The 24,036-nt window shown below is 68.4% G+C and carries 21 protein-coding genes, 12 tRNA genes and 1 riboswitch; of the genes, 23 read left to right on the top strand and 10 right to left on the bottom strand.

The window, feature by feature from the left end; all coding sequences use genetic code 11:
• Window positions 1-19 precede the first annotated feature (19 nt).
• Entirely contained in the window at window positions 20-985 is a 966-nt protein-coding gene (locus E5K04_RS04640; protein ID WP_136551726.1) for an acetyl-CoA carboxylase carboxyltransferase subunit alpha, read from the bottom strand.
• Window positions 986-1,197: 212 nt separating this feature from the next.
• Here E5K04_RS04640 and E5K04_RS04635 point away from each other — a divergent pair.
• The 13 genes from E5K04_RS04635 to E5K04_RS04575 all read left to right on the top strand — a co-directional run bounded on the left by E5K04_RS04635 (window position 1,198) and on the right by E5K04_RS04575 (window position 3,157).
• Window positions 1,198-1,273, top strand: a tRNA-Val gene (locus E5K04_RS04635).
• Window positions 1,274-1,283: 10 nt separating this feature from the next.
• Window positions 1,284-1,360 (top strand) — tRNA-Asp (locus E5K04_RS04630).
• Between the two features lie 21 nt (window positions 1,361-1,381).
• Window positions 1,382-1,458: transfer RNA gene (locus tag E5K04_RS04625), tRNA-Val, on the top strand.
• Window positions 1,459-1,463: 5 nt separating this feature from the next.
• Window positions 1,464-1,540, top strand: a tRNA-Asp gene (locus E5K04_RS04620).
• A gap of 21 nt (window positions 1,541-1,561) precedes the next feature.
• Window positions 1,562-1,637 (top strand) — tRNA-Val (locus tag E5K04_RS04615).
• 14 nt (window positions 1,638-1,651) lie between these two features.
• A tRNA-Asp gene (locus tag E5K04_RS04610) sits at window positions 1,652-1,728 on the top strand.
• A gap of 19 nt (window positions 1,729-1,747) precedes the next feature.
• Window positions 1,748-1,824, top strand: a tRNA-Val gene (locus E5K04_RS04605).
• 5 nt (window positions 1,825-1,829) lie between these two features.
• Window positions 1,830-1,906: transfer RNA gene (locus tag E5K04_RS04600), tRNA-Asp, on the top strand.
• A 23-nt stretch (window positions 1,907-1,929) separates the two neighbouring features.
• A tRNA-Val gene (locus E5K04_RS04595) sits at window positions 1,930-2,005 on the top strand.
• Between the two features lie 15 nt (window positions 2,006-2,020).
• A tRNA-Asp gene (locus E5K04_RS04590) sits at window positions 2,021-2,097 on the top strand.
• 23 nt (window positions 2,098-2,120) lie between these two features.
• Window positions 2,121-2,196: transfer RNA gene (locus E5K04_RS04585), tRNA-Val, on the top strand.
• A gap of 15 nt (window positions 2,197-2,211) precedes the next feature.
• Window positions 2,212-2,288, top strand: a tRNA-Asp gene (locus E5K04_RS04580).
• A gap of 80 nt (window positions 2,289-2,368) precedes the next feature.
• On the top strand, window positions 2,369-3,157 hold the full coding sequence (locus tag E5K04_RS04575; protein ID WP_136551725.1) for a hypothetical protein: 789 nt from the start codon (window positions 2,369-2,371) through the stop codon (window positions 3,155-3,157).
• Window positions 3,158-3,165: 8 nt separating this feature from the next.
• Here E5K04_RS04575 and E5K04_RS04570 read toward each other — a convergent pair whose 3' ends face one another.
• Both E5K04_RS04570 and E5K04_RS04565 read right to left on the bottom strand, forming a co-directional pair.
• Complete coding sequence (locus E5K04_RS04570; RefSeq protein WP_168929153.1) at window positions 3,166-4,545, bottom strand: dihydrolipoyl dehydrogenase family protein; 1,380 nt, start codon at window positions 4,543-4,545, stop codon at window positions 3,166-3,168.
• Window positions 4,546-4,615: 70 nt separating this feature from the next.
• On the bottom strand, window positions 4,616-6,034 hold the full coding sequence (locus tag E5K04_RS04565) for a basic amino acid/polyamine antiporter (protein ID WP_235844269.1): 1,419 nt from the start codon (window positions 6,032-6,034) through the stop codon (window positions 4,616-4,618).
• 236 nt (window positions 6,035-6,270) lie between these two features.
• On the opposite strand from E5K04_RS04565, the gene E5K04_RS04560 reads away from it, so the two are divergent.
• The 6 genes from E5K04_RS04560 to E5K04_RS04535 all read left to right on the top strand — a co-directional run bounded on the left by E5K04_RS04560 (window position 6,271) and on the right by E5K04_RS04535 (window position 10,969).
• On the top strand, window positions 6,271-7,692 hold the full coding sequence (locus E5K04_RS04560; protein WP_136551722.1) for a sigma-54 interaction domain-containing protein: 1,422 nt from the start codon (window positions 6,271-6,273) through the stop codon (window positions 7,690-7,692).
• Complete coding sequence (locus E5K04_RS04555; RefSeq protein ID WP_136551721.1) at window positions 7,689-8,495, top strand: SprT-like domain-containing protein; 807 nt, start codon at window positions 7,689-7,691, stop codon at window positions 8,493-8,495. The genes E5K04_RS04560 and E5K04_RS04555 overlap by 4 nt, the downstream gene beginning before the upstream one ends.
• Before the next feature lie 108 nt (window positions 8,496-8,603).
• Entirely contained in the window at window positions 8,604-9,305 is a 702-nt protein-coding gene (gene folE / locus E5K04_RS04550) for a GTP cyclohydrolase I (RefSeq protein WP_136551720.1), read from the top strand.
• A gap of 38 nt (window positions 9,306-9,343) precedes the next feature.
• Window positions 9,344-9,772 carry a BLUF domain-containing protein gene (locus E5K04_RS04545; RefSeq protein ID WP_136551719.1) on the top strand — a complete coding sequence of 143 codons (429 nt, stop codon included), beginning with the start codon at window positions 9,344-9,346 and terminating at the stop codon, window positions 9,770-9,772.
• 152 nt (window positions 9,773-9,924) lie between these two features.
• Window positions 9,925-10,536 carry a LexA family protein gene (locus tag E5K04_RS04540; RefSeq protein WP_136551718.1) on the top strand — a complete coding sequence of 204 codons (612 nt, stop codon included), beginning with the start codon at window positions 9,925-9,927 and terminating at the stop codon, window positions 10,534-10,536.
• Between the two features lie 25 nt (window positions 10,537-10,561).
• Window positions 10,562-10,969, top strand: a complete 408-nt coding sequence (locus tag E5K04_RS04535; protein WP_136551717.1) for a DUF2511 domain-containing protein — start codon at window positions 10,562-10,564, stop codon at window positions 10,967-10,969.
• Here the strand turns inward: E5K04_RS04535 and E5K04_RS04530 are convergent.
• The 6 genes from E5K04_RS04530 to E5K04_RS04505 all read right to left on the bottom strand — a co-directional run bounded on the left by E5K04_RS04530 (window position 10,966) and on the right by E5K04_RS04505 (window position 17,568).
• A complete protein-coding gene (locus E5K04_RS04530) occupies window positions 10,966-12,066 on the bottom strand; it encodes a phospholipase A (RefSeq protein WP_136551716.1) in 1,101 nt (366 codons plus the stop codon). The genes E5K04_RS04535 and E5K04_RS04530 overlap by 4 nt on opposite strands.
• Window positions 12,067-12,167: 101 nt before the next feature.
• Entirely contained in the window at window positions 12,168-13,616 is a 1,449-nt protein-coding gene (locus E5K04_RS04525; protein ID WP_136551715.1) for a DUF2252 domain-containing protein, read from the bottom strand.
• Window positions 13,617-13,690: 74 nt separating this feature from the next.
• Entirely contained in the window at window positions 13,691-14,491 is an 801-nt protein-coding gene (gene thiD / locus E5K04_RS04520) for a bifunctional hydroxymethylpyrimidine kinase/phosphomethylpyrimidine kinase (protein ID WP_328591021.1), read from the bottom strand.
• Complete coding sequence (gene thiE, locus E5K04_RS04515; RefSeq protein ID WP_136551714.1) at window positions 14,488-15,123, bottom strand: thiamine phosphate synthase; 636 nt, start codon at window positions 15,121-15,123, stop codon at window positions 14,488-14,490. Before thiE ends, thiD begins: the two co-directional genes overlap by 4 nt.
• Window positions 15,120-15,929: a hydroxyethylthiazole kinase gene (thiM, locus tag E5K04_RS04510; protein WP_136551713.1), complete on the bottom strand. Its 810-nt coding sequence runs from the start codon at window positions 15,927-15,929 to the stop codon at window positions 15,120-15,122. The genes thiE and thiM overlap by 4 nt, the downstream gene beginning before the upstream one ends.
• Before the next feature lie 43 nt (window positions 15,930-15,972).
• Window positions 15,973-16,065, bottom strand: a riboswitch (TPP riboswitch).
• 105 nt (window positions 16,066-16,170) lie between these two features.
• Window positions 16,171-17,568 (bottom strand): glutamate decarboxylase, encoded by a 1,398-nt coding sequence (locus E5K04_RS04505; RefSeq protein ID WP_136551712.1) that lies wholly within the window; start codon window positions 17,566-17,568, stop codon window positions 16,171-16,173.
• Window positions 17,569-17,755: 187 nt separating this feature from the next.
• Between E5K04_RS04505 and E5K04_RS04500 the strand changes: the two genes are divergently transcribed.
• Genes E5K04_RS04500 through serS form a run of 3 tightly spaced genes read left to right on the top strand, consistent with a single transcriptional unit; the run spans window position 17,756 to window position 21,897 of the window.
• On the top strand, window positions 17,756-19,249 hold the full coding sequence (locus E5K04_RS04500) for an APC family permease (RefSeq protein ID WP_136551711.1): 1,494 nt from the start codon (window positions 17,756-17,758) through the stop codon (window positions 19,247-19,249).
• A 39-nt stretch (window positions 19,250-19,288) separates the two neighbouring features.
• Window positions 19,289-20,611: a replication-associated recombination protein A gene (locus E5K04_RS04495; protein ID WP_136551710.1), complete on the top strand. Its 1,323-nt coding sequence runs from the start codon at window positions 19,289-19,291 to the stop codon at window positions 20,609-20,611.
• Window positions 20,611-21,897 carry a serine--tRNA ligase gene (gene serS / locus E5K04_RS04490; RefSeq protein WP_136551709.1) on the top strand — a complete coding sequence of 429 codons (1,287 nt, stop codon included), beginning with the start codon at window positions 20,611-20,613 and terminating at the stop codon, window positions 21,895-21,897. The genes E5K04_RS04495 and serS overlap by 1 nt, the downstream gene beginning before the upstream one ends.
• A 48-nt stretch (window positions 21,898-21,945) precedes the next feature.
• Here the strand turns inward: serS and E5K04_RS04485 are convergent, their stop codons facing one another.
• The gene (locus tag E5K04_RS04485; RefSeq protein ID WP_205700291.1) at window positions 21,946-22,881 is read right to left on the bottom strand and encodes a DMT family transporter; all 936 of its coding nucleotides are present in this window, start codon (window positions 22,879-22,881) and stop codon (window positions 21,946-21,948) included.
• Window positions 22,882-23,112: 231 nt separating this feature from the next.
• Here E5K04_RS04485 and E5K04_RS04480 point away from each other — a divergent pair, with 231 nt between their 5' ends.
• A complete protein-coding gene (locus tag E5K04_RS04480) occupies window positions 23,113-24,030 on the top strand; it encodes a LysR family transcriptional regulator (protein ID WP_136551708.1) in 918 nt (305 codons plus the stop codon).
• Window positions 24,031-24,036: the final 6 nt, after the last annotated feature.

Here is a 24,036-nt window from a genome sequence, read left to right as displayed (position 1 = left end):
AGGAAGCAGGGACCCGGCCTTACGCGGCCTCTTCCTTGTAGCGTCCATAGTCCATCAGGCGATCGAAACGCTGGCGCAGCAGCTCGTCGATGCCGCGCGACTGCAACTCCTTGAGCTCTTCCTGCAGCACCCGCTTGAGCGCGACCATCATCGCCGCGTGGTCACGGTGCGCGCCGCCTGCGGGCTCGTTCACCACGCGGTCGACCAGGCCGAGCGACTTCAGGCGGTGTGCGGTGATGCCCAGCGCCTCGGCCGCGTCGGCGGCCCGCTCCGCGGTCTTCCACAGGATGGACGCGCAACCTTCCGGCGAGATCACCGAGTACGTCGAGTACTGCAGCATGTTCACGCAATCGCCCACCGCAATCGCCAGCGCGCCGCCGGAGCCGCCCTCGCCGATCACCGTGCAGATCACCGGCACGCGCAGTTTGGCCATCTCGTAGAGGTTGCGGCCGATCGCCTCGGACTGGCCGCGCTCCTCGGCACCGATACCCGGGTACGCACCCGGGGTATCGATGAAGGTCATCACCGGCAGGCTGAACTTCTCGGCCAGCTTCATCAGGCGCAGCGCCTTGCGGTAGCCCTCCGGACGCGGCATGCCGAAGTTGCGCAGCAACTTCTCCTTGGTGTCGCGCCCCTTCTGGTGGCCGATCACCACGACCGCCTGCCCGTTGAAACGAGCCAGGCCGCCGACGATCGCCGCGTCGTCGGCAAACGCTCGGTCGCCGTGCAACTCGTGGAAGTCGGTGAACATCGCGCCGATATAGTCGAGCGAATACGGACGCTGCGGGTGGCGGGCGACCTGCGAGACCTGCGCGGGCGAAAGCTTGGCGTACAGGGCGCGGGTCAGTTCCTGGCTTTTCTTTTGCAGGCGCTCGATCTCCTCGGAGATGTCGAGCACCGAGTCGTCCTGCACGTAGCGCAACTCTTCTATCTTGTTCTCGAGCTCGGCAATCGGCTGCTCAAAATCGAGAAAGGTCGTCTTCATTGTTGCCATCTTCCCTATAAAGGCGAATCGGGCGATGATACCGCCGGCAGATAGCACACGTCATCATGCTTGTCGGACAAAATGCGTGCAGGGCAGCGCAAATTGCCGACTTGCGCTGTTTTTGGAAAATATTTTCCAAATGCGCCTTGCGTGAAAAAACAGCATGTGTTTTAATGCCGTCCTCGCTGAACGACGCAGCATGTCGCGGCGAAGGGCGCTTAGCTCAGTTGGTAGAGCGTCTGCCTTACAAGCAGAATGTCGGCGGTTCGATCCCGTCAGCGCCCACCAGAAGGTCCATGGAGTGGTAGTTCAGTTGGTTAGAATACCGGCCTGTCACGCCGGGGGTCGCGGGTTCGAGTCCCGTCCACTCCGCCACACCTTCGCTATCGGTTTTCCGGGCGGTTAGTCTCAGTTGGTAGAGCACTGCCTTCACACGGCAGGGGTCGCTGGTTCGAGTCCAGTACCGCCCACCAGTTATGGAGTGGTAGTTCAGTTGGTTAGAATACCGGCCTGTCACGCCGGGGGTCGCGGGTTCGAGTCCCGTCCACTCCGCCAACAATAATTTAGTACCGGATCGGGCGCTTAGCTCAGTTGGTAGAGCGTCTGCCTTACAAGCAGAATGTCGGCGGTTCGATCCCGTCAGCGCCCACCAAGCAAGATGGTTATGGAGTGGTAGTTCAGTTGGTTAGAATACCGGCCTGTCACGCCGGGGGTCGCGGGTTCGAGTCCCGTCCACTCCGCCAACCTCACGCATAGTTTTCCGGGCGGTTAGTCTCAGTTGGTAGAGCACTGCCTTCACACGGCAGGGGTCGCTGGTTCGAGTCCAGTACCGCCCACCAGTTTTGGAGTGGTAGTTCAGTTGGTTAGAATACCGGCCTGTCACGCCGGGGGTCGCGGGTTCGAGTCCCGTCCACTCCGCCAATAACGCAAGCAGTACAAGGTCTGGGCGCTTAGCTCAGTTGGTAGAGCGTCTGCCTTACAAGCAGAATGTCGGCGGTTCGATCCCGTCAGCGCCCACCAGACAATTTGATTTTTGGAGTGGTAGTTCAGTTGGTTAGAATACCGGCCTGTCACGCCGGGGGTCGCGGGTTCGAGTCCCGTCCACTCCGCCAATAACGCAAGCAGTACAAGGTCTGGGCGCTTAGCTCAGTTGGTAGAGCGTCTGCCTTACAAGCAGAATGTCGGCGGTTCGATCCCGTCAGCGCCCACCAGACAATTTGATTTTTGGAGTGGTAGTTCAGTTGGTTAGAATACCGGCCTGTCACGCCGGGGGTCGCGGGTTCGAGTCCCGTCCACTCCGCCAGCCAGAAAGCCCTGCTTGCACGCAAGCAGGGCTTTTTCACGTCCCGCGCCGCCAAACCACGCAAGCGATAGAGGCACCGCATGGAAAACGCCACCCAACAAGCCCTGAGCGCCGACGAACTGCTCGCCGGCACCGAAGCGCAATCCGAGGCGGTGCTCGCTCTGCCCGCAGGCAGCCAGACCGTGTTCGCGCTGGTACGCAAGCTGCGCGGCCAGCGCGCCACGTCCGACACCTTCCGCGTGCAGCTGCGCGCGTGCATGCGCCAGTACGGTGAAGACTGGCAACTGCTCGACGGCGACGACGCGAAATGGTACGACACGCTCAACAGCGCGTGGGTGATCGCCGACCACGACAGCCGCACGCTGCACTTCGGTCCCAAGGGCGGCATCCCGGTCAGCGAGACGCTTGCCGGGCACGGCCTGCCGGCCTATCTGTTCGCGCAGACCATCCTGTGGGCGAAACAGCGCTACCCCGACTACGCCGTTGCCCGCATCCTGCTGCACCCTGACGAAGCCGCCGACGAGGAGAGCAGGCTGCGCCGCAACAGCTTCTACGCAAGCCAGGGGTTCGACTTCGAGTGGTTCGACCATGAACAGCGCGCCGGCTGCTGCTTCAAGGGCCGTGCCGACCAGTTGCTCGCGGTATGGGACCTGCAGACGGTGCGTGACTTGAGCTGCGAGGCGCTGATCGGCCTTGTCGCCGAGGAAAACACCCTGCGCGTCGAGGCGCAGGACGCGCGCGCGCGCATGGCCTCGCACAAGGAACACCTGGAGAGCCGCTTCGAGCGCGAGCGGATGATCAACCTGATCCTGACCGGCGTCACCTGTTTCGTGCTAACCATGGGCCTGATGGCTGCGCTCGGCGTCTAACCGCATACTCAAGCGCCGCTGCCGAACAGCACGTTGAGCGCCTCGGCGGCGGTCGGGTGCGCCAGCGGCAGCTCGGCCAGCGCCGCAGCGGGCAAGCCTGCGTGCATCGCGACCTGCACCGCCGAGGTCACGTCTCCGGCACCGATTCCCAGCATCGCGAAACCCAGGATGCGCCCGTCGTCCTCGGCGAGCACCGCCTGCATCAACCCGCCCAGTTCCCCTTCCGACCACGCGCGGGTCACCGCGTGCATCGGCAGCCGGCACACCCGCACCGCAATCCCCGCCTGGCGCGCCTCGGCTTCCGACAGGCCGATGCGCGCGTACTCGGGGTCGACAAAGGCGATGCGCGGCAGCACCCGCCCCGCGGTGGTCCGCGGCGGCGCGCCGTACAGCGACAGCGCGACACGCGCGTCGTCGCTGACCGCGTGCCCCGGCGTCGGGTACGCGGCGACGTCGCCCAATGCGTAGATGCCGTCGACCGAGCTCTTCAGCGTCTCGTCGACGACGATGCAGCCGTGCGCGTCAAGCCGCACGCCGACCGCCTCCAGGCCGATATTGCGGGTCAGCGGCTGCCGCGCGCCGGCGAGCAGGATGTCGCTCGCGTCGAGCTCGAACTGCTGCCGGCCCTGTTCGAGCGACAGCGTCACCCCCTCGCCGCTCAGCCCGGACACCCCGCTCACCCGGGTCGACGTCAACAGCCTGACCCCCTCGTGGCGCAACTGTTGGGCGAGCGCGTCGGAAAACACCGCGTCCTCGAAACGGGCGACCCGCTCGTGCTCGTCGATCAGCGTGACCTCGGCGCCCAGCGCCGCGAAGGCCTGCGCGTACGCCATGCCGCCGAAGCTCGCCCCCAGGATCACCAGTTGCGGCGGCACCCGGGTCAGGCGGAACAGTTCGCGCGGCGTCAGCGGACACGCGCCGGACAGGCCGGGGATATCGGGCGTCGCCACCGTGGTGCCGGTGGCGACAAAGACGCGCCGCGTGCGGACGCGGCGGAAGGTACCGTCGGCGAGCGCGACCTCGACGCGGTCGGGTTCGATCAGCCTGCCCTGGCCGATCACGAGTTCGACACGGTCGGCCGGCCATAACGCCAGGTCGTGCGAACGCGCGGCGCTGACGGTGGCGCCGACGGCCGAAAAGAGCCGCCCCAGGTCGACGCCGGCGTCGCCCTGCCCGACGCCGCAACCCTCGCCGCGCCGGATCTGCCGCGCGATCCGCGCGGCCCGCACCAGCATCGCGTCGGGCAGGCAGGCGACGTTGAGGGTCGCCCCGCCGAAGGCGTGGTATTCGATCAGGATGCCCTGCTGCCCGAGGCGGGCAAGGTCGCAGGCGAGGCGGCGCCCGGCAAGGCCGCCGCCCAGCACGACGAATTCGACAGGCGGCAGCATGCCCATGTCCGTTCACTCCCGGCTGAAGTCCATCCATCGAGACTAGCAGCTGGCAGGCGGCGCCGCGCCCTTATAGCGAGAACGTCCCCTGCGCGAGCATGTACAGCGCCGAACACGCGCCAAGTACCACCAGCGCGGCGAACGCCTGCTCGTGCGGCCCGGCGAACACCGGCAGGCCGCGCTCGCGGCGCGCCTGCCAGAAGAAGCCCAGCGCCGGCACGTAGAGGATCATTGACAGCAGCAGGTAGGAGAGCCCGCCCGCGTAGATCAGCCACACCCCGTAGGCGGTACCCAGCGCGGTGACCGCCAGCATGCCGCCCCGCCCTGCCGGCGCACCCAGCGCGAGCTTCAGCCCGAACGCCGCGCACAGGAAGTACGGGATCAGCGCCATCGACGAGGCGAGCTGGATCAGGATGTTGTAGCCGGCTTCGTTGAAGTGGTTGATCACCAAGAGGCAGCCGATCAGGCCGTTGGTCAGCCACAGCGCGTTGGCCGGCGTGCCGTTGGCGTTGAGGCGGCCGAACAGCGCAGGCGCGGTGTGCTTGTCGCCGCGCGCGGCGAGATAGAGCATTTCGCTGGAGATCAGCGACCACGCGAGGAAGGCGCCACCGACCGACAGGATCAGGCCGACATTGACCAGCGCCCCGCCCCACGGACCGACCGCGCGCGCCATCACCGCGGCCATCGACGGGTTCTTCATCGCCGCCAGCTCCTCCTGCGGGACGACCCCCAGCGACAGCACCGACACGCAGACAAACAGGCCGATGGTGATCAGAAAGCCCAGCAGCGTGGCACGGCTGACGGTCGCCATGTCGCGCGCGCGGTTCGCGTACACCGTCGCGCACTCGATGCCGAGGAACACCCACACCGTATACAGCATGGTGTTCTTCACCTGGTCGGCGATGCTGCCAAGTTCGGGGCTACCCCAGAAGTCGAGGTTGAAGGTCTCGACGCGGAAAGCGAGGCCGACGCAGACGATGAAGAGGCCGATCGGCACCACCTTGGCGATGGTGACCACCGTATTGAGGATGGCCGCCGAGCGCACCCCCATCAACACGAAGCCGTGCATCAGCGCGAGCACCACGAGGCCGCCGGCCATCGCCGGCAAGGTGGTGCCGTCGCCAAAGAAGGAGAGCGCGCCAAACGAACCCAAGGCGCTAAACATCACCACCAGGTAGCCGGTGCTGCCTATCCACACCGACATCCAGTAGCCCCAGGCGGCGCTGAACCCCAGATACTCGCCGAAGCCTTGCCGGGCGTAGCCGTACACGCCGTCGGTGATGTCCGGCCGGCTGAGCGTCAGCCACTGGAAGATGCGCGTCAGCGCGAACATGCCGACAAAGGTGACCGCCCACGCGATCAGGATCGCGCCGGCGCCGGCACCTTCGGCCATGTTCTGCGGCAGCGCGAACACCCCGCTGCCGACAATCGCCCCGACCACCAGCCCTGTCAGCGCCAGCGTCCCCAGTTTTCCCTGTTGCGATGCCATGATCGCCCCCTTACGCCAATGAAAATTCCGGGTGGCAGCCAGCCCGGGCTACGGCTACCACAGTCTGTTCTTTGCAATATTATGTCGCCATATCGTACATCAGGCGCCACGAATGTTCAAAAACGACCGTTGATCGAGGTCAACCTCGACCGGATTCGCACAAAAGCGCGCATTTGCTTTGCACTTGCCAGGCTGCAGGGCACAATGCCGGCAGAGTGAACATTCAGGCGATGCGCATGAAGGAAATCCACTGGCTGGCCGACAGCCTGGGCAAGGTATTCGACCACCTCGAGCAGCCGGTCACCATCGTCGACGCCGGCGGGGTATTCGTTTATTACAACCGCGCCAGCGCGCGCATGGACGGCGTAGACCCGAAAAGCATCATCGGCCGCCATGTGCTCGAAGTCAGCCCGTGGCTGAAGGCCGAGGACAGCACCTTGCTGCGCTGCGTGGAGGACGGGCAGCGCTTTGTCGACAATTACCAGGCGTATAGCGGCGCCGGCGGCGAACTGCTGCACTATGTGCACAGCGCGCAACCGCTGACCGGGCGCGACGGCACCATCATCGGCGCCATCGAGATCGGCCGCATCGAACGGCCGCCCGAAACCCGGGGCCGCGCCGAGAAGGCACCGGAAATCGTCGGCGAACACCCGGCGCTCACCGCGCAACTGGATGCGGTCGACACCTTCGCCGCGTGCGAGTTGCCCATCCTGATCCACGGCGAGACCGGCACCGGCAAGGAGCTGTTCGCGCGGCGCGCGCACGCGGCCAGCCCGCGCGCGCACCTGCCCATGCTGTGCCTCAATTGCGCGGCGGTGCCGGAAAACCTGATCGAGAGCACGCTGTTCGGCACCACCCGCGGCGCGTTCACCGGCGCCGAAAACCGCAAGGGGCTGTTCTCGCTGGCCGACGGCGGCACGCTGTTCCTCGACGAGATCAACTCGATGCCGATCGCGCTGCAAAGCAAGCTGCTGCGCGTGCTGCAGGACGGCAGCTTCCTGCCCTTGGGCGCCGAGAAGCCGCTGCGCACCGATGTGCGGCTGATCGCCGCGCTCAACCAGCCACCGCTTGCCGCCGTACGCGACGGCCGCCTGCGCGAAGACCTCTACTACCGGCTCAACGTCGGCGTGGTCGCCATCCCGCCGCTGCGCAAGCGCGCAAGCGACGTCGCGCTGCTCGCGCGCCGCTTCGTCGCCCGTTACGCGCCGCAACTGAACCCGCAGGTGACGTCGATCGGCCAGCATGCGCTGGATGAACTGATGGCGCACGACTGGCCGGGCAACGTGCGCGAACTGGAAAACGTGATCCGGCGCAGCCTGCTGCTCGCACGCGATCAGGGCAGCGTGCTGGCGCGGCTCTATTTCAACGAGGACGCGCTGCCCTCGCCCGGCCCGCTGCCGGCCGCGCTCGCGCCCGTCCGCCACGACACCGAGGGCCTGCGCGAACAATTGGCGCGCTTCGAGGGGCATCTGCTGCAAGGCGCGCTCGCCGAACACGCGGGCAACCTCTCGGCCGCCGCCCGCGCGCTCAAATTGCCGCGCACCACGCTGATCTCCCGGCTATCGAGACTGGGACTCGCCACCGACACCAGCGCCGATGGACAAGCTGCCAGCGGCTCGCCAAAATGGCACGCCCCCCCACCGGAGTCCGACCGATGACCGAACAGGACGCGCCCGGCCTCGCGCTGTACCGGGCCTTGCAAACGGCGTTCGACCACTTCAACCACACGCTGTTTGCCGGCGAGCTGCCGCCTTGCGTGCTCACCCTGCGCGCCGCGCGTACCCGTTACGGCCACCACCAGCCCGCGCGCTTCTCAGGCGCGAGCGACGAGCGCCTCGACGAGATCGCGCTCAACCCCGGTTACTTCGCGTTGCGCCCGCTTGACGAGGTGCTCTCGACGCTGGTGCACGAGATGGTCCACCACTGGCAGGAGAACCTCGGCAAGCCGACCCGCTCGAACCACCACAACGGCGAGTGGGCCGCCAAGATGCAGGAAGTCGGGCTGATGCCCTCGAACACCGGCGCACCCGGCGGCGACACCGGCGGCAACCGGGTCAGCCACTACATCATCGAAGGCGGCGCCTTCCAGGGTGCCTGCCGCGCGCTGCTCGCCCAGGGCTTCAAGCTGCCCGTCTACGACCGCCACGCGCCGGAGGCGCCGCAGGCGGTGCTCGCGCGCGTCGAGGCGCGCTTCGACCCGGTCGCCCCGCCGCCGCCGGACGGCATGAACGACATCGCACCGTGGACACCGCCCCCGCCGCCGGCTGCCCCCGAGGCGCAGGCGCCGCTGGCCGCCGCCGAGGCCGAAGGCCGCGCGCTGTCCATCGTCGCGCCGCCACCACCCAGGCCCAGCAACCGGCAGCGCCTCGCCTGCCCTGGCTGCCAGGCGAGCGCCTGGATCTCGCGCGGCGACGTCGCGCTGATCTGCGCGCGCTGTGCGCTGCCGCTGGAACCCGTGTAGGTACGCAAATAAAAACAGGACGGCGGACTTGAAGTTTGCATTTCCGACATAAACTGTCGGATTAGACTTTTCGCACCCCGCCGCACGCAAACGAGAAGAGGACAGCTTGTGAGCACCGAACATCCCAACTACCAGCCGGTTTCCGAACGCATCCGCGCGCGCATCCGCCAGAGCGGTCAGCGCTTCCACGCCAACGACAATATCGCCGACTTCATCGAGGGCGACGAACTCACCGCCCTGCAACAAGAGGTCGAGGCGCGCATGGGCGAAGTGCTGCGCAGCCTGGTGATCGACATCGACAGCGACCACAACACGCAGGAAACCGCGCGCCGCGTCGCCAAGATGTATATGCAGGAAGTGTTCCGCGGCCGCTACGTGAAGGCGCCGCCGGTCACCGAGTTCCCGAATGCCGAGCACCTGAACGAGCTGATGATCGTCGGCCCGATCACCGTGCGCAGCGCGTGCTCGCACCACCTGTGCCCCATCATCGGCCGCGTGTGGATAGGCGTGATGCCCAACGAGCACTCCAACCTGATCGGCTTGTCCAAGTACGCGCGGCTGGCCGAGTGGGTGATGAGCCGGCCGCAGATCCAGGAGGAAGCGGTGATCCAGCTCGCCGACCTGCTGCAGGAAAAGATGAACCCGGACGGCTTGGCGATCGTGATGGAAGCAGACCACTTCTGCATGCACTGGCGCGGCGTGCGCGACAGCGACTCCAAGATGATCAACAGCGTGATGCGCGGCGCCTTCCTGAAGAACCCGTCGCTCAGGCGCGAATTCCTGTCGCTGCTGCCCGGCCGCAAGGGCTGAGCTTAGGCAGCATCACCCTTTAACGAGAGGAGACCCCCATGCTCGTCCGACTGCTTTACGCCAGCCGCGCGGTCCAGCCGCACACCCAGGAGCTGCTCGACAGCATCCTCGCCCAGTCGCATACGCACAACCCGGCGCTCGGCATCACCGGCATCCTCTGCTACAGCGGCGACATCTTCATGCAGGTGCTCGAGGGTAGCCGCCAGGAAGTGTGCAAGCTCTACAACACCATCGCCGCCGACCCGCGCCACCATGGCGTAGAACTGTTGTGCTTCGAGGAGATCGACCAGCGCCGCTTCTCCAACTGGACGATGGGCCAGGTCAACCTGGCCAAGGTCAACCCCTCGCTGCTCTTGCGCTACTCGGCCAAGCCCGAACTCGACCCGTTCTCGATCAGCGGCCGCGCGTCGATGGCGCTGCTCGACGAGCTGATCGCCAACGCCGCCATCGTCGGCCGCGTAGGCTAGCCTCCCCTCGCGCCGGCCTCTTCGCCGGCGCGCCTTCCTCCCTGCCTCTTTCCTCGACTGTTGCCTGTCGGCAACGACTGCGCGCAGTTGCGCCTTGCGATGCTTGCCGCATTTTGAATTCGGGTGCAGAATTCAAATCAGGAGGAAACAGCATGACCGAACACACCCACGGCGGCGCCCGCACCGGCGCCGGCCGCAAGAAAGGCAGCGGCCGTTTCGGCGAGCAAGGCCCGCTGGTACAGATCCGCGTCCCCGAACAAGACAAGGGCGCGGTGATCGACTTTGTCGAGCGGCGCATCGCCGCGCGCAGCCAGCACCTTGCCGGCGCGGCGCGCCAGTTGCCGCCCTACCCTACCCGCTTGCTGCCCGCGCCGCTGGCTGCTGCGGCCAACGTGCCCGTCTTTGCGAGCAAGGTGCGCGCGGGCCTGCCCAGCCCGGCCGACGACCATGTCGACGACTATGTCGACCTCAACGCGCTGCTGCTGACCGGCGAGCGCTTCATGGTACGCGTCGAAGGCGACTCGATGACCGGCGCCGGCATCGACGAAGGCGACCTCTTGGTGATCGACCCGCGCCGCACCGCGCGCGACGGCGACATCGTGCTCGCCGGCGTTGACGGCGAGCCGACCGTCAAGCGCCTGCAAAGGCGGGACGGCCGCGTCGTGCTGTTGCCGGAAAACGCGCGCTACGCGCCGATCGTGCTCGGGCCGCACCAGGAGTTGACGGTATGGGGCGTGGTCTGCGGCTGCGTCAAACAATTCTGAACCCGCACCAGTAAAGGACGACGCGATGACTCCCTCTCTCGCCTCCACCGTGCAGGCTGGCGCACGCCGCTGCCCGCGCAAGCCAGGGCTGCGCCCCCGCCTGATGGTCGCCTTGCTGCTGTTGCTGGCGGCGAGCCTGTTGTTCGCCGCCGGTACGCCCAAACCCGACAGGCTGGTCTTGCGCGCGGCCGACCTTGGCGAGCGCTGGCCGCTGACGCTGACCGGCGGCACGCTGGCGTGTGACGGCAGCGGCGCGATCACGCTGACCGGCGACGACAACGTCAGCTACGCGCTGAACGACCGCGCGGTCGCCGCCGGCTACCCGGCGCCGCTGAAGGTCTGGAAGTACGACGATTCGATCGGCGGGGTGAACATGCCGCTCGCCCCGCTGATCGAGATCGGCAAGCCCCTGTGCCGGGGCGACGCAAGCTAGCGCCACTCGATCAGCGAGACGCCAAGCCCGATGCCCTTGTTGTGGAAGTTGTAGTTCTGCAGCGAGTCGCCCCAGCCGTTGAACGCCTGCACGTAGCCGTGCAGGTTGCCCGAGATCGGGAACGCCCACTCGAACTGGAAGAAGGAGCGGTTCGGCGTGCCGCTGCCGAACTTGAGGTTATTGCGCCAGGTCAGCGAGAACACGTTGTCGCGCCAGGGGTAGACGGCCACCGTCTCCATGCGCCCGACAAAGTCGCTGATGTCCGGGTTGTTGTCGCCGCTGCCGCTCTCCGGGATGCGCCACCACGGCTTGACGACTACCGACAAGTCGCCCGAGGTCAGGCCGAAGCTTGCATACAGGCGGTTCCACGAACGCGACAGCGGGTTGGTCTCGCCATTGGACTGGTGGACCGCGCCGAGGTTGACCATCCTGAGCTTCAGCCAGTCGGGCCCCGCCTCGACCGGGAAGGTCGCCCACACTTCCGGCTGGTAGTCCGTTTCACGGAAGGGCGAAGAGTTCTGGCTGTCGTACGCCTGCCAGAACGCCTGCTGGGTATACGCGGCCCACAGGTCGGCGTCCGACCCCAGCATGTCCTGCCATAGCTTGGTCTTGAGCGAGAGCTGGAACTTGAGCTCGGTGCGGTCGTAGTCCTGGTCGCCGCGCTGCGAGCAGTTAAGCGGGTTGAGCGAACACGGGTCGTTGTTGATCCGCTCGCGCCACGACAGGGGCAGGATGTACACCGGCTGGTAGGGCTTGATCTTGAAGGTGCCGTCCTTGAACTGCGGCTCGAGCTCCCAGCGGCGGGCGAATGATTCGGCGCCAAGGCCCGCCAGGTTACCCCAGCTGTCCCGTGCCTCCCCCTTGCCCTCTGCCGGTACCTGCAAGTCAGGCAGGCGGGTGGCCACCGGCTCCGCAGCGCCGGCCGGCGCGTCTCCCGGCGCCGCTTGCGGCATCGCCGGCAAGCGGCCGGCCACCCGGTCGTAACAGGCCAGCCGCGCGCCGGCGTCGCCCAACAGCGCGCACTCTCCCAAGCCCCCCGCCATCACCGGCGCGCCCGCGCCCACCATCAGCCAGGCCAAGCTCCGTAGCCTTCCCATGTTTTCCCCTTGCTACCCGTACCGACAATGTATCCAGACTAGCAAACACTAGCCATTTTGCTTTTCCAAGCAGTTTTGGTTTTTATTTGTCATTTATTGATTCAACTACCGTCTTCCAGGTAGTCGATCCGCCCGTCGAGCGCTGCGTCGCGCAGCGCCTGGTAATCGCGGGCGTTCTGCGCCGCGTAGTCGACCGCGAATTCGGCAAGCGCCTCGGCGAAGTCGCCGCCCTTGCCGATGTAGCCGGCGATCAGCGCCGCGTCGCCCGAGCGCGCGTGCGCGCGCGCCAGTGCCCAGCCGGTGTTGCGGGCGAAGCCCAGCATATGGCCCGCGTCGAAGATCTCGACCATCGGCTTGACCTTGACGTCGCGCAGTTGCCGCACGTAGACGTGCCGGCCGCCGACGCCGACGAAGTGGCCGAGGAACACGTCGGACGCGCCCTGCATCAGGCGCTGGCCGAACACCACGCGCTCGCCCTCGCTCGCGAACGGCGCGACGTCGACGTAGGGCGCGAGCACCGACTGCCTCGCCTCCTTCGCCTGCAGGAACAGCGGGTCGTCCTCGGCGGCAAAGAACAGGCACACCGCGCACAGCGTGCCGACGCTGCCGACGCCGACCACCTTGATCGCGGCGTCGGCAAACTCGAAACGGTCGAACAAGAGGCGCCGCTCTGGCGGCAAGGACGCACGGTAGCGCGCCAGGTTCTCGCGTATGGTTTCCTCGAAGTCTTCGCGTTGCCATTCCTGCGGGTGGAAGACCAGGGGCGGCGCGTCGCGGATGCGCGGCGTGCCTTCGTCGATCTGGCCGAGCTTGACGAACTCCGTCGCGCTGTCGTGGGCGAGCGCCTTGTCCAGCACCTTGCGCCGCCGCTTGCGCAGCACCTCGTCCTCGGTCTGCTCGATCAGCATCTCGTAGTCGAGGTCGCTGTACCAGGCCTTGAGCGCCGGCATCTGCATCAGCTCGCGCAGCTTGTCGCGGTAACACTCGACGACACGGCGCGCGGCGGCACGGGCGTCCGACAACTTGTGGCCGTTGTGCAGGCTGGCGATCACGAAGCTCGCCGCCAGACGCTTGAGGTCCCACTCCCACGGCGCCGGGTAGGTCTCATCGAAGTCGTTGATGTCGAAGATCACGCGCCGCTCGGGCGTCGCGAACGCGCCGAAGTTCATCAGGTGGCAGTCGCCGCAGGACTGCACCGCGACGCCGCTCACCGGCGTGCGGGCCAGGTCGGCCGCCATGATCGCCGCGGCGCCGCGGTAGAAGGCGAATTCGGACGCGAGCATCCGCCCCCAGCGGATCGGCAACAGCGCAGGGTCCCGCCCCTCGCAGGAGGCGAGCAGCAACTGGACCGGGTCGGCGCGCCCCGCGGGCGGCGTAAAGCCCGCGTGCGCCTCGCGCGGGGTCGCCACCCTGAGCGCGCGGCCGGCCTCGTAGCGCTCTTTGCGCGTACGCAGGTGGGCGGGCTTCTTGAGATAAGCCGCGTCCAGCGGCACCCGGTAGGCGCCGCTGTCTACGGAAGGGGTATGGTCGGTGTTGCGTCGCTGGCGCATGGCGGGCCTCCTGCTGGCAGTGTGACGCCGCCTTCACGACGGCGGCATTTCACTGTAGACAGGCGGCCGCCCCGCTACCACCAGCGGTAGAGGTGATGGACCGGGCCGGTGCCCCTGCCCACATCCAGCCGGTCGGCGGCCGCCAGTGCGCCGCTGAGCCAGCGCTTGGCGTCCGCCACCGTCTCCTGCCAACTGTCGCGCTGCGGGCGCAAGGCAGCCAGCGCGGCAGAGAGCGAACAGCCGGTGCCGTGACCGTGCCGCGTGGCGACGCGGGGCGCGGCGAAACGCAGGGCGCCCTCTGCGCTGACCAGCCAGTCCGCGCTCTCTGCGCTGAGAGCCAGATGCCCGCCCTTCATCAGCACCGCGCGCGCACCCAGCGCGAGCAGGCGTTCGCCCTGACGCAGCATCGCCTCCTCGTCGGCAGCTACTGCCTCGCCCAGCAGCGCGGCAGCCTCGGGCAGGTTGGGCGTGATCAGCGAGGCGCGCGGCAGCAACTCGTCGCGCAGCGCGGCCACCGCGTCCGCGTCCAGCAGCGGGTGGCCGCCCTTGGCGATCATCACGGTGTCGAGCACCACATGGCGCGACGCGTAGTCGTCCAGCACGCGCGCAATAGTCCGCACGATGCCCGCGTTGGCGAGCATGCCGCACTTCACGGCGTCGGCGCCGATGTCGGACAGCACCGAGTCGCACTGCGCGCGCACGAAGGCGGGGTCGACCGCCTGTACCGCCTGCACGCCCAGCGTGTTCTGCGCGGTCAGCGCGGTGATGGCGCTCGCGCCGTAGGCGCCCAGCGCGCAGAAGGTCTTGAGGTCGGCCTGGATGCCGGCGCCGCCGCCGGAATCGGAACCGGCGATGGTCAGTACACGCGGGATCATCGGTTGTCTCCGAAATGCTTGAGCAAGGCACGCGCCGCCGCGGTCGGGTCGGGCGCGCGGCACAGCGCGCCGATCACGGCGACGCCGGCCACGCCGGTTGCGGCGACGGCCGCCGCGTTGTTGAGATCAATGCCGCCGATGGCGACGCAAGGCCGGCGTGCGGCCGACACCAGCGCGCCGAGCGCCGGCAGATCCAGGGGCGGCGCGGCGTCGGGTTTGCTCGCAGTGGCGAACACCGGCCCGACGCCGAGGTAGTCGACGGCAGCAAGGTCGGCCTCAGCCAGCTCGGCCGCGCTGCTCACCGACAGACCTACGATCGCGTCCGGCCCCAGCAGCGCGCGCGCCACGCCCGCCGGCAAGTCGGCCTGGCCGACGTGCACGCCGTCGGCGCCGATGGCCAGCGCCACATCGACATGGTCGTTGACGATCAGCCGCGCACCCCGCGCGTGGCACAGGGTTTTCAGCGCGCGCGCGGCAGCGAGCCAGTCGCGCTTCTTCCAGTCAGGCGCTCGCAGTTGCACGAGCCCTGCCCCGCCGGCGATCGCTGCCTCGCTCACCCGCAGCATGCCCGCAAGCCCGCCGCACTGGCCGGGGTCGAGCACCAGGTAGACCCGGTAGTCGGGCGACCTCATGCGAACCACCGTGCGGCGAGGTCCTCGCCACCAAGCGTGCCCAGTTCGTCCAGCAGCGCGACGGCGAAGCTGCCCGAGCCGCGGCTCTCCGGCGCCGCACGTTCGCCGGCAAGCTTCATCAGCGCGCTCACCGCCGCCACCGCGTCCATGCGCGGCGCACCGCAGCCACAGGCGGCCGCCACCAAGGCAGAGAGCGCGCAGCCGGTGCCGGTGACCTGCTGCAGGCGCGGTGTGCCCCCTGCGATGGCGCGTACCGCGTGCGCGTCGACCAGGTAGTCGGTGGCGCCGGTGACCAGCACCAGCGAACCATGCTCGCGGGCGAGTGCGCGCGCGGCCTCGAGCGCGGCGTCGCTCTGGGCGGTGCTGTCGACCCCGCGCCCGGCGCCCGTGCCGCCGGCGAGCGCGATGATTTCGGACGCGTTGCCGCGGATCACCGCGGGAGAAAACGCCAACAGCTCGCGGCAGAACGCGGTGCGCCAGCCAAGCGCCCCCACCGCGACCGGGTCGAGCACCCACGGCGTACCCGTCAGGTTTGCCGCGCCGATCGCCGCGCGCATCGCGGCGGCCTGCGGCCGCTCCAGCGTGCCGACGTTGATCAGCAGCGCCGAGGCGAGCGCCGCGAATTCGCCCGCTTCCTCTTCGGCGACGACCATGGCGGGCGCGGCGCCGGCGGCGAGCAGCACATTGGCGGTGAAATTGGAAACCACCTGGTTGGTCAGGCAGTGCACCAGCGGCGCGGAGGCACGCAGCGCGGCGAGCGCGGCCGCGGCGGCGCGGGCGTCGAATGTTTGGGCAGGGAGCGTCATCTTGTTTGTCCTCGCGGGCGCAAGGACGGGGCAGCCAGGCCGCGGGCCTGTCTGTCGACATCCCTACGCTGGCATGATCCAGATCAGGTGGTGCGGGTCTTTCTCAGCCGCGCTTGCGGCACCCCGTGTCAATACAGTTGCGCGGCCGATTATGTAGGCGGGTTCCGGGACGGTCAACGCGGCGCGCGCGAAAAAAGGCCCGGCGCGCAGGCCGGGCCAGGATCACACACCCCAATTCTGTTCAGCGGCCGCTATGGTTGCCGGCCGACGCCTCGCCCCCCACAAAGCCGTGCGGCGCGTGCGTGTCGAAGAAGCTGATCTCGCGCGCGAAGTCGTCCAGCAACAGGCGCGCCATGTCGATCGACATGCCCTGCTTGACGAGGATGCGCTGCACGACCACTTCCTCGGCATTGGCCGGCAGGCTGTACGCCGGCACCAGCCAGCCGCGCGTGCGCAGGCGGTCGGCCAGGTCGTACAGGGTGTACGGCAGGGCGCTGCCTGCCTTGACGCGCCAGGCCAGTGCTGGGATGCCGCCTTCGGGGTTGCCGTCGTACAGCATCTCGAACGGCGCAAGTTTCACCAGTTCGCGCGCGAGGAACATCGCCGTGTCGTAGCACGCCTGATGCACGCGGCGGTAACCCTCGCGGCCCAGCCTGAGGAAGTTGTAGTACTGCGCAACGATCTGCCCGGCCGGACGCGAGAAGTTCAGCGCGAAGGTCGGCATGTCGCCACCTAGATAGTTGACGTGGAAGATCAGCCCCTCGGGCAGGTCGGCCGCGTCGCGCCAGACGACCCACCCCGCGCCCAGCGGTGCCAGGCCGAACTTGTGGCCGGAGGTGCTGATCGACTTCACGCGCGGCAATCGGAAGTCCCACACGATGTCGGGCGCGCAAAACGGCGCGAGCATCGCGCCGCTCGCCCCGTCGACGTGCAGCGCGATGTCGAGGCCGGTCCTGGCCTGCAGGCCGTCCAGCGCGGTGGCCAGTGCGGCGACGTCCTCGTACAGGCCGGTGAAGGTCTGGCCGAAAGTCGGTACCACCATGATGGTGTTCTCGTCGACGCGCGCGAGCATGTCGTCCGCGTCCATCCGCCAGTGGCCGTCGGCCATCGGCACCTCGCGCAACTCGACGTCCCAGTAGCGCGCAAACTTGTGCCAGCACACCTGCACCGGGCCGCACACCATGTTCGGCTTGTCGGCGGGGAGCCCCTTCGCCTTGCGCGCGGCGCGCCAGCGCCACAGCGCGGCCAGCCCGCCCAGCATGCACGCCTCGCTCGAACCGACGGTCGACGTGCCCAGCGTGCCCGCAGCGTCCGGCGAGTGCCACAGGTCGGCCAGCATGTGCACGCAGCGGCTTTCCAGCTCGGCGGTCTGCGGGTACTCGTCCTTGTCGATCATGTTCTTGTCGATCGACAGGTCCATCAGCCGGTGCACCTCGTCCTCTTCCCAGGTCTGGCAGAAGGTCGCCAGGTTCTGGCGGGCGTTGCCGTCCAGGTAGAGCTCGTCGTGCACCAGCTGGTAGACCGCGCGCGGCGGCTGTTCGGCGGCCGGAAAGCGCTTGCTCGCCGCGACATGGGCGAGCGTGTCGGAACCGAACACGGAATCGTTGCCAAGCGGATGGCTGACGCGATGCAAGGCCATGAATGCTCCTGATGACTGCCTGCCCGGGGCAAGAGCGCGGGCGGTTAATGACAGCCAGTCTAGACTATGAATCTGAAAAACTTTTGCGCATACGCCATATGAATCTCCAGCCGCTTTATCCGGCACATGGTCTGGGCTACACCGTCGTGCAGCGCCGGCTGCGCCGCTGCGCAGACGAAGGCCGGCGATGAAAGACACCGCCTCCCGCCCGCTTTCCTGGCTGACGCTCGCGCTGATGAACGTCGCCGCCGTCGCCAGCATCCGCACCCTGCCCGGCATGGCGATGTACGGCCTGGGCTCCGTCCTCTTGTTCGTGCTGCCGGCGCTGCTCTTTTTCATCCCGGCCGCGCTGGTGACCGCCGAGCTGGGGTCGACCTGGCGCGGCGGCATCTACGGCTGGGTGCGCCAGGCCTTCGGCGAGCGCGCGGGCTTTGCCGCAAGCTGGCTGATGTGGGTGCAGGCGGCGCTGTTGCTGCCGGTCATCCTCGCCTTCGGCGCCGACACGCTGGCCTACCTGTTCAATCCGGCGCTCGCCGGCAATGGCGCGTTCACCGCCGGCGTCGTCGTGGTGTCGATCTGGCTGATCACGCTATTGGCCTTGCGCGGCGTCGAAGCGCTCGCCCGGCTCTCCTCGCTGTTCATGCTCATCGGCACCCTGCTGCCGGCGCTGCTGTTAAGCGCGCTTGCCGTGCACGCGCTGATGGGCGGCATGCCATCGAGCACGCCGCTTCACATGGCCGCGCTGTGGCCGCAGCTCGAAGGCGGCGGCGTGCTCGCCGGCCACGGCAAGGGTGCCGCCTCGCTGTGGCAGCACTTCGAGGGCGACCTCGCCTCGCTGGTGCTGATCGTCAGCTGCTTCCTCGCCTACTCGGGCATCGAGGTGAACGCCGTCTATGCGCGCCGCCTGGCCGACCCGGTCGCCGGCATGCGCCGCGCGCTGATCCTCTGCGTGCTGCTGACGCTGCTGATCTTCATCCCGCCGACGCTGGCGATCGCCACCGCGGTGCCTGCGCACGAGATCAGCCTGACCGTCGGCGTGATGCAGGCGTTCGCGGCGGTGCTGACCGGCTCCTTGGCGCCCTGGCTCAAACCAGTCGGTCTGATGCTGATCGTCGGCGTGTTCGGCTCGATGCTCACCTGGGTCGCGGGCTCGGCCAAGGGCCTGCAATACGCGGGGCGTGCCGGCCTGCTGCCGCCCTGGTTCCAGCGCGAGAACCGCGCCGGCATGCCGGCCAACATCATGTGCCTGCAGGCCCTGGTCGTCTCGCTGATTTCCTCGGTCTACGTACTGATCCCCGACGTCTCCGCCGCGTTCTGGCTGCTCTCGGCGCTGGCCGCCCAGCTCTACCTCGTCGTCTACCTGCTGATGTTCGCCAGCGCGCTGCATCTGCGCCGCAGCCAGCCGAGCGTCACGCGCGGCTACCGGCTGGGCCGGCTGCCGCTTGTCGCCAGCACCGGCGCCGCCGCGTCGCTGTTCGCGCTGCTGCTGGGCTTCATCCCGCCCTCGAGCGAGCACTTCCCGCTGTCCGCCCCAGGCTACGCCGCCTTGCTGTGCGGCCTGCTGGTGCTCGCCGCGCTGCCGCCCTTCGTTTTTTACGCGCGCAAGCAGCCGGCCTGGCAACTGGCGCCGCCCGAGACCGCCGCCGCCGACTACGCGCCGCTCGAGCAGGATTCGCGCTAGCGATTTGCCACAGGCCGCCGGCCGCGTTAGCCTCGGGGGATGACCGACCTTTTTGCCGCCCGGGAACCCGAAAAGCCGCTGGCCGAAGCGCTCAGGCCCGCCTCGCTCGCCGAGGTGGTCGGCCAGCGCCACCTGATCGGCCCGGGCAAGCCGCTGTCGCTCGCGCTCGAGGCGAACGCGCTGCACTCGATGATCCTGTGGGGGCCGCCGGGCGTCGGCAAGACCACGCTCGCGCGCATCCTCGCCCGCGCCTTCGACGCCGAGTTCATCCCGGTCTCGGCGGTGTTCGCCGGCATCAAGGAGATCCGCGAGGCGATCGAGCGCGCGCATGTCGCGCTGGCCACCTCCGGCCGGCGCACCGTGCTGTTCGTCGACGAGGTGCACCGCTTCAACAAGGCGCAGCAGGACGCGTTCCTGCCCTTTGTCGAGTCGGGGCTGCTCACCTTCATCGGCGCGACCACCGAGAACCCCTCGTTCGAGGTGAACCGCGCGCTGCTCTCGCGCGCGCAGGTCTACGTGCTCGAACCCCTGAGCGAAACCGAGCTTGGCGAACTGTTCGAGCGCGCGCACGCAGCCGGCGCGCTCGAAGGCCTTGAATTTACCGGTGACGCACGTGCGATGCTGGCCGGCTACGCCGATGGCGACGCGCGGCGCTACCTGAACCTCGTCGAGCAGGCGCGCGCCGCCGCGCGCGCGCGCGCCGTGGCAGAGGTCGACGCTGATTTCCTCGCCGACGTGCTGACGCTCAACGCGCGCCGCTTCGACAAGGGCGGCGACGCCTTCTACGACCAGATCTCGGCGCTGCACAAGTCGGTGCGCGGCTCCAACCCCGACGCCGCGCTCTACTGGCTCACCCGCATGCTCGACGGCGGCGCCGACCCCAAGTACCTCGCGCGGCGCTTGGTCCGCATGGCGTGGGAGGATATCGGCCTCGCCGACCCGCGCGCCATGCAGATCGCCAACGACGCGGCGACCACCTTCGAGCGCCTGGGCAGCCCCGAGGGCGAGCTCGCGCTGGCGCAGGCGGCGATCTATCTGGCCGTCGCCGCCAAGAGCAACGCCGGCTACAAGGCGTATAATGCCGCCCGTGCCTTCGTGAAGCAGGACGCGTCGCGCCCGGTGCCGGTGCACCTGCGCAACGCGCCGACCCGCCTGATGAAGGATCTGGGCTACGGCCGCGAATACCGCTACGCCCACGACGAACCGAACGCCTACGCCGCCGGCGAGCATTACTTCCCCGACGGGATGGACACGCCGGCCTGGTACCAGCCGGTGCCGCGCGGGCTGGAAATCAAGATTGCCGACAAACTCGCGCGCCTGCGCGAACTCGACGAACAAGCCAAGAAACAGGACGAACTCTAATGCTGGACATCCAACTACTGCGCAACGATATCGATGCGGTCGCCGCCCGTCTGGCCGGCCGCGGCTACACCCTGGACACCGAGGCGTTCACCGCCCTCGAGGCCGAACGCAAGGCCCTGCAGACCCGCATGCAGGAGCTGCAGTCCCGCCGCAACAGCGCGTCCAAGCAGATCGGTATCGCCAAGCGCAACGGCGAGGACGTCTCGGCGATCATGGCAGAAGTGGCCAACCTGGGCGACGAGCTCAAAGCTGCCGAAACCGCGTTCGAGGCGGTGCAGGGCAAGCTCGACGCGTGGCTGATGAGCATCCCCAACCTGCCGCACGAATCGGTGCCGGCGGGCGCCGACGAGACCGGCAACGTCGAAGTGCGCCGCGTCGGCGAGCCGCGCAGCTTCGACTTCGAGGTGAAGGACCACGTCGACGTCGGCGCGCCGCTGGGGCTCGACTTTGACACCGGCGCCAGGCTCTCCGGCGCGCGCTTCACCGTGCTCAAGGGCGACATCGCCAGGCTGCACCGCGCGCTCGCCCAGTTCATGCTCGACACCCATACCGGCGAGCACGGCTACACCGAGCACTACACCCCGTACATCGTCAACGACAGCGCGCTCTACGGCACCGGCCAGCTGCCCAAGTTCGCCGAAGACATGTTCAAGGTCACCAAGGGCGGCGATGAAGGCACGGTCGACCAGTACCTGATCTCGACGTCCGAGATCACGCTGACCAATACCGTCGCCGGCGAGATCCTCAAGGCCGACGAGCTGCCGAAGAAGATGACCGCGCACTCGCCGTGCTTCCGCTCGGAAGCGGGCAGCTACGGCCGCGACACCCGCGGCCTGATCCGCCAGCACCAGTTCGACAAGGTCGAGATGGTGCGCATCGAGAAGCCGGAAGACTCGTACGCCGCGCTGGAAGAAATGGTCGGCCACGCCGAGAACATCCTCAAGGCGCTCGGCCTGCCCTACCGCGTGATCACGCTGTGCACCGGCGACATGGGCTTTGGCGCGGCCAAGACCTACGACCTCGAGGTATGGCTGCCGGCGCAGAACACCTACCGCGAGATCTCCAGCTGCTCGAACTGCGAGGCGTTCCAGGCGCGCCGCATGATGGCCCGCTACAAGGACGAGGCCGGCAAGAACCAGCTGGTGCACACGCTGAACGGCTCCGGCCTCGCGGTCGGCCGCACGCTGGTCGCGCTGCTGGAAAACTTCCAGAACGCCGACGGCTCGGTGACCATTCCCGCCGCGCTGCGCCCGTACATGGGCGGCAAGGAAAAGATCGGCGGCTAAGCGCCCTGCCCCACGTCAACACCCGGCCTCGCGCCGGGTGTTTTCTTGTCAGCCGCGCCGCGCGCCCGGCCGGCTGACCCACCACGCGGCGGCGACGATCAGCGCGCCGCCCAGCCAGCCTTGCGCGGACAAGGGCTCGCCCAGCCACAGCACCGCGACCAGCGCCCCCCACAACGGCTCGCTGCCGGTAAGCAGCGCGACGCGCGAGGCGGAGGTGCGGGACGCCGCGTAGTTCTGCGCGAAAAAGGCGAACAGCGTGCACAGCAGCACCAGGAAGGCCAGCGCCGCCCAGAACGGCCGGCTCACCGGCAAGGCCGGCCAGTCGGTGCCGAACTGTCCCGCCATCAGCGTCGCGCTGCCGGCGGCCATCACCCCCATCTGCACCGCCGTCATCGTCAGCGCCGGCCAGCCGTGCCGGTCGCCGTGGCGCCGGGTCAGGCACACCATCAGGGCGCGCAGGCAGGCCGCCAACACCATCAGCGCGTCGCCTATGCCCGGCAGGCGCAGCCCGTCCCCATGCGCGAACGCCAACAGCAAGGCGCCCAGCACCGACACCAGCGCCGCCAGCAGGACATGCCTGCCGGGGCGCTCGCCCAGCAGCCACCATTCGCACAGGGGGGTGAACGCGACGCACAGGCTGACCAGGAAAGCCGCGTTGGCGGCCGATGTCTGCGCGACGCCCCAGCTCTCGCACGCGAAGATCGCCAGCAGGTTGACCCCGAGCAGCAAGGCGCCGCCGGCCGCAGCCGCGCGCCACTGCCTTACCAGCACGCCCAGGGCGGGCAGCAGTAACAAGAAGGTCAGCCCGAAGCGCAGCAGCAAAAGTTGCGCGACGGACACCTCGGCGACGGCGACCTTGACGACGCTGTAGCTCACCCCCCAGATCAGCGCGACCGCGAGCAGCAAGCCTTCAACCCGGCCAAACGGCAGGCGCGCCGCAATGCCGCTACCCAGCCGGCCGCCCATGCCCAGCGCGCGCCTCATGCCGACCTCCCAGCGAGGCCCATCCGCGCGGCGTGCCACGCAATGCAAAAGGTATAATCTGGACGGCCGCTGCCCGTATCGGCGCGGCGGAACAAGGCGGAACGGGTCGTCATCGCGAGTCCTTTTCATTCGAGGGAATGCCGCGATCTTCGGCGCGCGCCGGCGCGCCGACTAGCCATTGGCCGCGAACAGGAGTGTTGCACGGTGGGAACAGACGGTTTTCTGGAAGTGATGCAAGAACTTGCCGCCTTCGTGCGCGTTGCCGACGCCGGCAGCTTCTCGGCCGCGGCGCGCGCGTGCGGGCAGACCCCGTCGGCCCTGAGCCGCCAGCTCACGCGGCTGGAGCGCGCGCTGGGCGTCACCCTGGTCCGGCGCAACACCCGCAGCCTGACGCTGACCGACGCCGGCGCCGAGGTGCTTGCCCACGGCCGGCAGATGGTCGCCGCCGCGCAGGCTTCGCTCGCCGTCGCCGCCGGACACCACAGCGCCCCGGCCGGGCGCTTGCGCCTGAGCGCGCCCAAGGCGTTCGCGCGTCATCTGCTGGACGCGCCGCTAATCGCCTTCCTGCACGCCTACCCCGACGTCGACATCGAGCTGATGGTCACCGACCGGCCGGTCGACCTGATCCGCGAACACATCGACGTCGCGATCCGCCTGACCGACGAGCCGCCGCCCGGGGTCGTCGCCCGCGCGCTGTTCCCGGTGCGCCAGCTGCTCCTGGCAAGCCAGGAATACCTGGCGCACCACGCGCCGATCGACACCCCGCACGCGCTCCCCGCGCACAGCTGCCTGACCATAGGCGAGGCGCCGGGCGACCGGCTGTGGCGCTTTGCCCGGGGGGAGACGCAGGTCTCAGTGACGGTCGGCGGCCGCTTCGCGGCCAACCATAGCGAGATGCGCCTCTCGGCGATCGAGGCGGGGCTGGGCGTCGGCTGCGTGCCGGACTTCGTCGCGCGCGACGCGCTAGCGGACGGCCGCGTCGTGCGGGTGCTGGCCGACTGGCAGTTCGACACCAACTACCAGGGCACCGCCTACCTGCTCTACGCGCGCGACCGCCACGCCGGCACCGCGCTGCGCGCGCTGCTTGCGCACCTGACGGCGACGCTGCAGGCAAAAACGGCGAACCCGCTTGCGCCGGATTCGCCGTGACCGCCC

It is taken from the genome of Crenobacter intestini, assembly GCF_004919095.1.
Classification (GTDB): Bacteria; Pseudomonadota; Gammaproteobacteria; order Burkholderiales; family Chromobacteriaceae; genus Craterilacuibacter; species Craterilacuibacter intestini.
Note: the sequence above shows the minus strand (reverse complement) of the source record. Positions and strands in the feature narration are given on the sequence as shown.